This window comes from Mycobacterium sp. E735 (assembly GCF_001666955.1).
GTDB lineage: Bacteria > Actinomycetota > Actinomycetes > Mycobacteriales > Mycobacteriaceae > Mycobacterium.
In genome coordinates, this window is the sequence record NZ_LZIX01000234.1 from 1 (window position 1) to 1,771 (window position 1,771).

The 1,771-nt window shown below is 69.0% G+C and carries 1 protein-coding gene; it reads right to left on the bottom strand.

What is annotated here, in order from left to right:
- A partial coding sequence (locus A5704_RS18985; RefSeq protein ID WP_231969182.1) for a condensation domain-containing protein occupies positions 1-1,771 on the bottom strand: 1,771 nt, incomplete at both ends.

A 1,771-nucleotide genomic window follows, 5' to 3' on the forward strand; every position in this document is an offset into this window, starting at 1 on the left:
AGATGCGCCAACCGATTCGACGCCTCGTCCAACTCCCGATACGTCAACGACCGGCCCTCGCACGACACCGCCACCGCCCCCGGCGCACGCACCACCTGCGCGGCGAACAACGCCGGAATCGACACCGGCACCCACGGCTCGGCCAACACCGCCCGGTTGCCGATGGCACCCAGGCGGGCGCGCTCTGCGTCGTCGAGCAGGTCGATCGCCGAGAGCCGAAGGGTCGCGTCGGTCGTCAACGCGACCAGCACCGTCTGCAGGCGGTCGACCAAGGTCTCGATGGTCTCGGTGTCGAACACGTCGGTGCGGAACTCCACCGCACCGCCGATGCCGGCGGGCTGCGCGTCTTCGGTCCAGCGTTCGGCCAACGAGAACACGAGATCCATTCGGGCCGTGTGCGTGTCCAATGGCAGCGCAGTGGCGTGCGCCTCGCCCAGGGTGAGCTCGGCGGGGCCGTCGTTCTGCCAGGTCAACATGACCTGCACCAGGGGGTGATGGGTGAGGCTGCGCGTGGGGTTCAGCCGTTCCACCAGCATCTCGAAGGGCACGTCTTGATGCTCGTAGGCGGCGAGGCTGCGCTGCCGCACCTGGGCCAACACCTCTGCGAGCGTGGGGTTCCGGGCCAGATCGACCCTGAGCACCAAGGTGTTGACGAAGAAGCCGACCAGCTCGTCCAGCGCGGGGTCTTGCCGACCCGCGACCGGAAAGCCCACCGCCACATCCGAAGTCGCGCTGACCTTGGCGAGGAGCACCGCCAGCGCGGCCTGGAGCACCATAAAGCTCGTCGCGTTGTGTTCGCGAGCCACCTCGCGCACCCGTCGCTGCAACTGCGCCGGCCATTCCACGGCGACGGTGGAACCCCGGTAGTCGGCCACCGGGGGGTAGGGCCGGTCGGTGGGTAGGGCGAGATGCTCGGGCAGGTCGGCCAGAGCGTGCTGCCAATACCGAAGCTGCGCGGCGATGGGGCTGTCGGGTTCATCCAGTTCGCCCAGCAGGGACTGCTGCCACAGCGCGTAATCGACATACTGCACCGCAAGTGGCGCCCAATCGGGCGCCTTGCCCGCGCGCCGGCCGGCATAGGCGACTCCGAGGTCGCGCGCCAACGGCACCAGTGACCACCCATCGGCGGCGACGTGGTGGGCGACGGCGACCAACACGTGACGGTCGGCGGTGACCCGGAAAAGGGCTGCGCGCAGCGGGATTTCGGTGGCCAGATCAAAGGTGTGCCGTGCCGTCGCCTCGATGGCACCCTGGAGGCGGTTCGCCGGCCACCCTTCGGCGTCGACCACCCGCCAGCCGAAGTCGGCCCGCTCCGCGGGGATGACCACCTGCTGGGGTGTCCCCTCCGGCGCGACGAACACCGTGCGCAAACTTTCGTGCCGGGCCACCACGTCGGCCAGCGCCGCCCCGAGCGCGTCGACATCGAGGCGTCCGTCCAACTGCATCGCCGCGGACAGGTTGTAAACCGGTGATGGTCCCTGCAACTGATCGGTGAACCACAACCGGCTCTGCGCGAATGACAACGGAATCACCGCCGGCCGCGCACCGGTGACTATTCGGGCCGGCCGGCCCTCACCCGCACGGACATGCGGCGCCAATTGCCGAATCGTCGGCGCCTCGAACAACGTTCGCACCCCGAGGAGCGTGTCGAGGCCGGTATTGATCGCCGCCACCAAACGCATGGCCGACAGCGAGTCCCCGCCCAGGTCGAAGAAGGAGTCGTCGATGCCGACCCGTTCCACGCCCAGCACCTGGGCATAGATGCCGGCCA